This window comes from Ramlibacter sp., assembly GCF_035706265.1.
Taxonomy (GTDB): domain Bacteria; phylum Pseudomonadota; class Gammaproteobacteria; order Burkholderiales; family Burkholderiaceae_C; genus Ramlibacter.
The window spans coordinates 1-7,077 of the sequence record NZ_DASSVG010000083.1 but is presented as its reverse complement, the minus strand read 5'-3'; the positions used below and the strand labels follow the sequence as shown (position 1 = coordinate 7,077).

Annotated in this window: 5 protein-coding genes, 1 tRNA gene and 1 pseudogene; 4 read left to right on the top strand and 3 right to left on the bottom strand. The window is 70.4% G+C overall.

The window, feature by feature from the left end:
* Both VFM98_RS03165 and mutY read left to right on the top strand, forming a co-directional pair.
* Nucleotides 1–881, top strand: a pseudogene (locus VFM98_RS03165) (dynamin family protein); the annotation flags it as partial.
* Nucleotides 878–1,978 carry an A/G-specific adenine glycosylase gene (gene mutY, locus VFM98_RS03160; RefSeq protein WP_325108447.1) on the top strand — a complete coding sequence of 367 codons (1,101 nt, stop codon included), beginning with the start codon at nucleotides 878–880 and terminating at the stop codon, nucleotides 1,976–1,978. The pseudogene VFM98_RS03165 and the gene mutY, both read left to right, overlap by 4 nt.
* Nucleotides 1,979–2,146: 168 nt before the next feature.
* Here the strand turns inward: mutY and rapZ are convergent, their stop codons facing one another.
* Genes rapZ through VFM98_RS03145 form a run of 3 tightly spaced genes read right to left on the bottom strand, consistent with a single transcriptional unit; the run spans nucleotide 2,147 to nucleotide 5,617 of the window.
* Entirely contained in the window at nucleotides 2,147–3,028 is an 882-nt protein-coding gene (gene rapZ, locus VFM98_RS03155) for an RNase adapter RapZ (RefSeq protein WP_325108445.1), read from the bottom strand.
* Nucleotides 3,029–3,035: 7 nt separating this feature from the next.
* A complete protein-coding gene (gene recN / locus VFM98_RS03150; RefSeq protein WP_325108444.1) occupies nucleotides 3,036–4,703 on the bottom strand; it encodes a DNA repair protein RecN in 1,668 nt (555 codons plus the stop codon).
* A gap of 20 nt (nucleotides 4,704–4,723) precedes the next feature.
* Entirely contained in the window at nucleotides 4,724–5,617 is an 894-nt protein-coding gene (locus VFM98_RS03145; protein ID WP_325108443.1) for an NAD kinase, read from the bottom strand.
* Nucleotides 5,618–5,667: 50 nt separating this feature from the next.
* Here VFM98_RS03145 and hrcA point away from each other — a divergent pair, with 50 nt between their 5' ends.
* Together hrcA and VFM98_RS03135 are read left to right on the top strand one after the other, a co-directional pair.
* Complete coding sequence (gene hrcA / locus VFM98_RS03140; RefSeq protein WP_325108448.1) at nucleotides 5,668–6,693, top strand: heat-inducible transcriptional repressor HrcA; 1,026 nt, start codon at nucleotides 5,668–5,670, stop codon at nucleotides 6,691–6,693.
* Nucleotides 6,694–6,849: 156 nt separating this feature from the next.
* Nucleotides 6,850–6,926 (top strand) — tRNA-Ile (locus VFM98_RS03135).
* Nucleotides 6,927–7,077 lie beyond the last annotated feature (151 nt).

Here is a 7,077-nt window from a genome sequence, read left to right as displayed (position 1 = left end):
AACTGCGCACCGAAGCCACGCGCCTGCTTTCCATCCGCCGCCGCGACCTCGCGGAGCAGATGGTGGAGCTGAGGGGGTTGCGCGGCAAGAACATGTCGGTGATCCGGCACATGCGCGCGCGCATCGAGCAGGAGCAGGCCGACTTCGACGCCAGCGGCGCGCGCATTCATGCCGTTCGTTCGGTGCACCTGAAGCTGCTGCGCGACGTGTTCAACATCCTCGGCACGGCGGCGCTCAAGGCCGAAATGACCGAGCTGACCGACGCGCTGCGGCAGCCGGGCCTGAAGCTGGGCGTGCGCAAGGCCTACGCGAAGACCTTCGACCGGCTGCGCGATGGCCTGCGCAAGGCGGCCAGGGTGAGCGACGAGATCCAGACCATGCTGACGGGCACCTTCCGCCAGCTCAATGCGGAATACGGCTTCTCGCTGCAGGCGCCGCGCGAGCCGGAGCTGGCGCGCTACGAGCGCGACCTCGACCTGGTGGAGCGCAGCCACAACCAGTACCTGGGCGTGAGCAACGCGCTGCGCCTGGCGCAACCCGAGTTCGCCGACCGCCTGGTGCGCGCGCTGGCCACGCGGCTGCGCGTGATCTACGAATCGGCGCTGGGCGAGGTGGAGCTGTGGAACAAGTCCGCGGCGGCGCAGCTCGATGCCCAGCTGCGCGAGCGGCGCCGCAACTTCGGCCGCCGGCTGGAGGCGATCGAGCGCATCCAGCAGGCCGCCAGCGGCCTGGACGACCGCATCGCCGAAATCGAGGCGCAGGAAGTGGCGCTCGACCAGCTCGACCTGAAGCTGATCGAGCTCACCTCGCACCTCTCGCACACGCCCCTGGGCCCGGCCACTTCGGAGCTGCCGACCGAGCCCGCCGCATTGCGGGCATGAGGGACGCGAGTCCGCCGGGCCGCCCCAAGGGCGAGCACCGGAAGGCGGAGCCTGCAGGTTCCTGTGTTCCGGCCGGCTTCGCCGGCCGCGTGGTGCGCTGGCAGCGCACCCACGGGCGCAACGAACTTCCCTGGCAGAACACGCGCGATCCCTACCGCGTGTGGCTGTCGGAAATCATGCTGCAGCAGACGCAGGTGGCCGCCGTCCTGGGCTACTACGAGCGCTTCCTCGCCCGCTTTCCCGACGTGGCGGCGCTCGCGGCCGCGCCGTTGGACGACGTGCTGGCGCTGTGGAGCGGGCTGGGCTACTACAGCCGCGCGCGCCACCTGCATCGCTGCGCGCAGGAGGTGGTGCAGCGTTTCGGCGGCGCCTTTCCGCGCACCGCGCCGGAACTGCAGTCGCTGCCCGGCATCGGCGCCTCCACCGCCGCGGCGATCTCCTCCTTCTGCTTCGGCGAGCGCGCGGCCATCCTGGACGGCAACGTCAAGCGCGTGCTGACGCGCGTGCTGGGTTTCGGCGAGGACCTGAGCTTCGCCGCCAACGAGCGCACGTTGTGGGAGCACGCCCGTGCGCTGCTGCCCGCGCGCGAGCTCGCGGAGAACATGCCGCGCTACACGCAGGGCCTGATGGACCTGGGTGCCACGGTGTGCCTGCCGCGCAATCCCTCCTGCCTGCTCTGCCCGGTGCAGCCGCAGTGCGCCGCCGCGCGCGAGGGCCGGCCCGAGGCCTATCCGGTGAAGACGCGCAAGCTGCGGCGCAGCGCCGAGTCGCTCTGGCTGCTGCATGCGCGCTCGCGCGAGGGCGCCGTGTGGTTGCAGAAGCGGCCCACGCCCGGCGTGTGGGCCGGGCTCTATTGCCTGCCGGTTTTCGCCAGCCGCGCCGCGCTGGAGCAGGCGCTGCCGCCGTCCGCGCGGCGCCAGTTGCAGGAGGTCGAACCCTTCGTGCACGTGCTCACGCACAAGGACCTGCACCTGCATCCGGTGCAGGCGATGGTGCCGGCAGGGTGGGATGCGGGCGAGGGCGGGTGGTTCGGTGCCGGAGAGTGGCCGGCCCTGGGCCTGCCGGCGCCGGTGCGGAAGTTCCTGGAGCGGACCTGATCTCGCGCCCGAAGCCGGTTCGTAGGCTGGCCCGAAGGGCAAGCTGAGCGCGCGACAGCGCCGAAGCCCAGCGATGCCCGAAAGCGCTGGGCTTCGAGCCTTTTCAAGGCTGTCGCCTCGAAAAGGCGCTCAGCACCAGCCTACGAACGCCTGCCCCGTCGCGCGGGATCACTCTCCCCGCCGGTTCCCCGTCTCCCGGTGCCGCTTCAGCGTGGTCCACCGCTGCCCAAACTCCTGGCACAGCTTCTCGACCAGGTACACCGAGCGGTGCTGCCCGCCCGTGCAGCCGATGCCCACGGTGACGTAGCTGCGGTGGTTGCGCGCCAGCGGCTCCAGCCAGTTGTCCAGGAAGCCCGCGATGTCCGCGAACATGTCCTGCACCTCCTGGTGCTTCTCCAGGTACTCGATGACCGGCGCATCCATGCCGGTCAGGTCGCGCAGCTCCGGCTCGTAGTGCGGATTGGGCAGCATGCGCACGTCGAAGATGTAGTCCGCATCGAGCGGAATGCCGCGCTTGTACGAGAAGGACTCGAACACCAGCGTCAGCTGCGCGAGCGGCGCCGACAGCAGCGACTTCACGTATTCCTGCAGCTGGGAGGCGCGCAGCACGCTGGTGTCGATCACGTGCGCGCGCTGGCGCAGGTCCGCCAGCAGTTCGCGCTCCAGCTCGATCGCCTCCACCACGGCGCGGTGCTGGTCGCCGTCGGTTTCCACCGCCGTCTTCGACAGTGGATGGCGGCGCCGTGTCTCGGAGAAGCGCCGCACCAGCGTATCGGTGCTGGCGTCCAGGAACAGCGGGCGCACCGCCACGCCCCGGTGCACCAGCTCGCGCAAATGGCCCGGCACCAGCGGCAGCGAGGTCGCCGTGCGCACGTCCATGGCGATGGCCACGCGCCGCCGCAGGTTGCGCTCCTCGAGTTCGACGAACTCCAGCAACAGCTCCGGCGGCAGGTTGTCGACGCAGAAATAGCCGGCGTCTTCCAGCGCGCGCAGCGCCACCGACTTGCCCGAGCCCGACATGCCCGTGATGAGGACGAGCTCCAGCGACATGCAGGCCTCAGCTTTCCCGGGCCGGCGCCGCGGCGTCGCCCAGCATTTCCTTGGCGTGGGCGAGCGTGGTGCCGGAGAGGCGCTCGCCGCCCAGCATGCGCGCGATCTCCGCGACGCGCTGCTCGCCTTCCACGGCGGCCACGCTGCTCGCCACCCCCTTGGCCTGAGCCTGCTTGGCCACCACCAGGTGGTGATCGGCGCAGGCGGCCACCTGCGGCAGGTGGGTGACGGCCAGCACCTGGCGGTCGCGCCCCAGCTGCTTCATCAGGCGGCCCACCGTCTCGGCCACCGCGCCGCCGACGCCGGAATCCACCTCGTCGAAGATCAGCGTCTGCGCCTCGCCGAGGCGGCTGGTGGTGACGGCGATCGCCAGCGCGATGCGCGACAGCTCGCCGCCCGAGGCGACCTTGCCCACCGGCCGCGGCGTGCTGCCCGCGTGCCCCGCGACCAGGAAACTCACCTCCTCCAGGCCGTGGGCCGAGGGCGCATCGAGCTTCTCCAGCGCCACCTCGAAGCGGCCGCCCTGCATGCCCAGGCCCTGCATGGCCTGCGTGACGGCCTTGGCGAGCTGCGGCGCGGCCTTGGCCCGCGCCTTGGAAAGCGCGCGCGCTTCGGCGAGAAAGGCCTCCTGTTCGCGCTTTTCCGCCGCTTCGAGGGCGGCGAGATCGGCTGCCGCGTCGAGCTTGGCCAGTTCTTCCTTCCAACCCGCCAGCAGCGCCGGCAGCTCCGCCGGCGTGCGCTTGTAGCGGCGCGAGAGCGAGACCCACAGCGCCATGCGCTCGTCCAGCTCCGCCAGCCGCTCGGGATCGAGATCGGTCTTGCGCAGATAGGCCTGCAGCGAATGCGCGGCGTCTTCCAGCTGCGCGAGGCTGGAGGCCAGCACCTCCGCGATCTCGCGGAACTGCGGCTCCAGGTGCTCCTGCGCGCGCAGGGCCTCCACGGCCTGCGCGAGCGGCGCGCGGGCGCCGCCCTCCTCGCCGTCGAGCCTTTCCTGCGCGCCCTGGGCCGCATCGAGCAACGCCTGCGCGTGCGACAGGCGCGTGTGGCTGGCGTTCAGCTCCTCCCACTCGTCGGCGCCGGGGGCGAGCTTGTCGACCTCCCCGATCTGCCAGGCCAGGCGCTCGCGCTCGCGCTGCAGCGAATCCTGCGCCGCGCGCGCATCGGCGAGCGTCTTCTGCGCGGCGCGCCAGTTCGCCCACAGCTGCTGCAGCTTCGCCGTCTCCACGCCCGCGTAGCCATCGAGCAGGTCGCGCACCGAGGCCGAGCGCGTGAGGCTTTGCCACGCGTGCTGGCCGTGGATGTCCACCAGGTGCTCGCCGAGTTCGCGCAGCTGCGTGGCGGTGGCCGCGCTGCCGTTGATCCAGGCGCGGCTCTTGCCCTGGTTGTCGACGGTGCGGCGCAGCAGCAGGGCCTCGCCGGCGTCGAAGCCGGCTTCCTGCAGCCAGGGCAGCAGCGAGGCCGGCAGGTCGAATTCGGCGCTGATCTCGGCGCGGGGGGCGCCCTCGCGCACGACGGTAGCCTCGGCGCGCGCGCCCAGGGCGAGCTGCAGGGCATCGACCAGGATCGACTTGCCCGCGCCCGTCTCGCCGGTGAGCACCGAGAAGCCCTCGGCGAGCTCGAGCTCCAGCTCGCGGACGATCACGAAATCGCGCAGGGCGATGCGTTTGAGGCTCATGGTCGGCGCAGTGTGGGCCCTCAGGGCCCTTCGTTCCAGTGCATTTTCTTGCGCAGAGTGTCGAAGTAGCTCCACCCGCGGGGGTGCAGGAATCGTACCTTGTGCTGCGAGCGCCGCACCGTGATGCGGTCGCCGTGCAACAGCGAGGCGAGCGACTGCATGTCGAAGTTCGCGCTGGCGTCGCGGCCGGCGACCAGCTCGATCGCGATCTCGGCGTCGTCGGGCAGCACGATCGGCCGGTTCGACAGCGTGTGCGGCGCGATCGGCACCAGCACCCAGCCCGGGTTGGAAGGATGCAGCAGCGGCCCGCCGGCCGACAGCGCATAGGCCGTGGAGCCGGTCGGCGTGGCCACGATCAGGCCGTCGGCGCGCTGGCGCGAGACGAAATGGCCGTCCACCTCGATGCGCAGTTCGACCATGCCCGAGGTGGCGCCGCGGTTGACCACCACGTCGTTCAGCGCCAGGGCGTCGAAGACGGCGTGGCCGTCACGCGTGACGATCGCGTGCATCAGCGTGCGGTGGTCCTCGTCGTACTCGCCGGCCAGCATGGGCGGCAGCACGGTGCGGTACTGGTCCAGGGGGATGTCGGTGATGAAGCCCAGGCGGCCCTGGTTGATGCCCACCAGCGGCGTGCCGTGGCGGGCGAGCTGGCGGCCGATGCCCAGCATGGTGCCGTCGCCGCCGACCACCACGCCCAGGTCGCACTGCGCGCCGATCCCGGGCACATCGGCCGTGGGGTAGCCGCCGATTTCCGCCACGGCGGCGGTGTCGCGCTCCACCACCACGTGGCAGCCCTGGGACGTCAAAAATTCCGCAATCTCCTCCAGCGCGGTGCGCATCGATGCGGCAAGTTCCGGCGCCACGGCGGCGTGGTACTTGCCGATCAGGGCAACCTGCCGGAAGATGGATTTCATCGGCAAATTACATCACTAAAATTGCCGGGCAAGACTGACCTTCCTCCATGATGCTCGACGACCGCGCCAAGCTGCTGCTGAAAACGCTGATCGAGCGCTACATCGCCGAGGGCCAGCCGGTGGGCTCGCGCACCCTGTCGCGCGCCTCGGGGCTGGAGCTTTCCCCGGCCACCATCCGCAACGTGATGTCGGACCTGGAGGAGCTGGGCCTCGTCGCCAGCCCCCACACTTCGGCCGGGCGGGTGCCCACGGCGCGCGGCTACCGCCTGTTCGTCGACACCATGCTCACGGCGCGCCGCGACGAGCTCGTCTCCGCGGCCTCGCTGCCGCCGGACCAGCCGCAGAAGGTGATCGCCCATGCCGCACAGATGCTGTCGAACCTGTCGCAATTCGTGGGCGTGGTCGTGGCGCCGCGGCGCAGCTCGGTGTTCCGCCACATCGAATTCCTGCGCCTGTCGGAGCGGCGCTTCCTGGTGATCATCGTCTCGCCGGACGGCGACGTGCAGAACCGCGTGGTCCACACCGGCGTGGACTACAGCCAGTCGCAGCTGCAGGAGGCGGCCAACTACCTCAACGCCAACTATGCGGGCATGACCATCGAGGGGGTGCGCGAGCGGCTCAAGGGCGAGGTGGAGCAGCTGCGCGGCGAGATCGTCACGCTGATGAAGACGGCGGTGGAGGCGAGCTCCGAGGCCATGAAGCAGGACCAGGAGGAGGTCGTGATCTCGGGCGAGCGCAACCTGCTTTCCGTGACCGACTTCGCCAGCGACATGACGCACCTGCGGCATGCCTTCGAGCTGTTCGAGCAGAAGGCGCAGCTGATGCGCCTGCTGGACGTGTCGAGCCAGGCCGACGGCGTGCGCATCTTCATCGGCGGCGAGAGCCAGATCGTCCCCTTCGAGGAGCTGTCCGTCGTCTCCGCGCCCTACGAGGTCGACGGCGCCGTGGTCGGCACCCTGGGCGTGATCGGCCCCACCCGCATGGCCTACGACCGCATGATCCAGATCGTCGACATCACCTCGCGGCTGGTGAGCAATGCGTTGAGCCACGGGAAGGGGAGCGGGTCCGGGACATGAGTCCCGTGCCCCTGGGGCGCCGTCTGGCGGCCGTCCCCGGCCCTCTTGCCGGCCACCTCGGCGGCTCCTGGTAGGCTGGCGGTGAGCCTTGCGAACCCCAGCGATGGCGCGCAGCGCCGACACCTCCCGGCCGGTCCCTACAATCTCCCCCTTGGCGGGCCGTTAGCTCAGTTGGTCAGAGCAGGGGACTCATAATCCCTTGGTCGCTGGTTCAAGTCCAGCACGGCCTACCAACTCCGGCTGGAGTGCGCCTCCCTCAACGTGTGCATGTCCGAAGGAAGTCACACGTGCGCCAGCGATGAGAAGGATTCTTATTGCTTTCTCATGGCTCAGCTGCTACCTTCCGCCTACAGAAGTCCCCGCGCGCAGTGCCGGCCGGGGTCC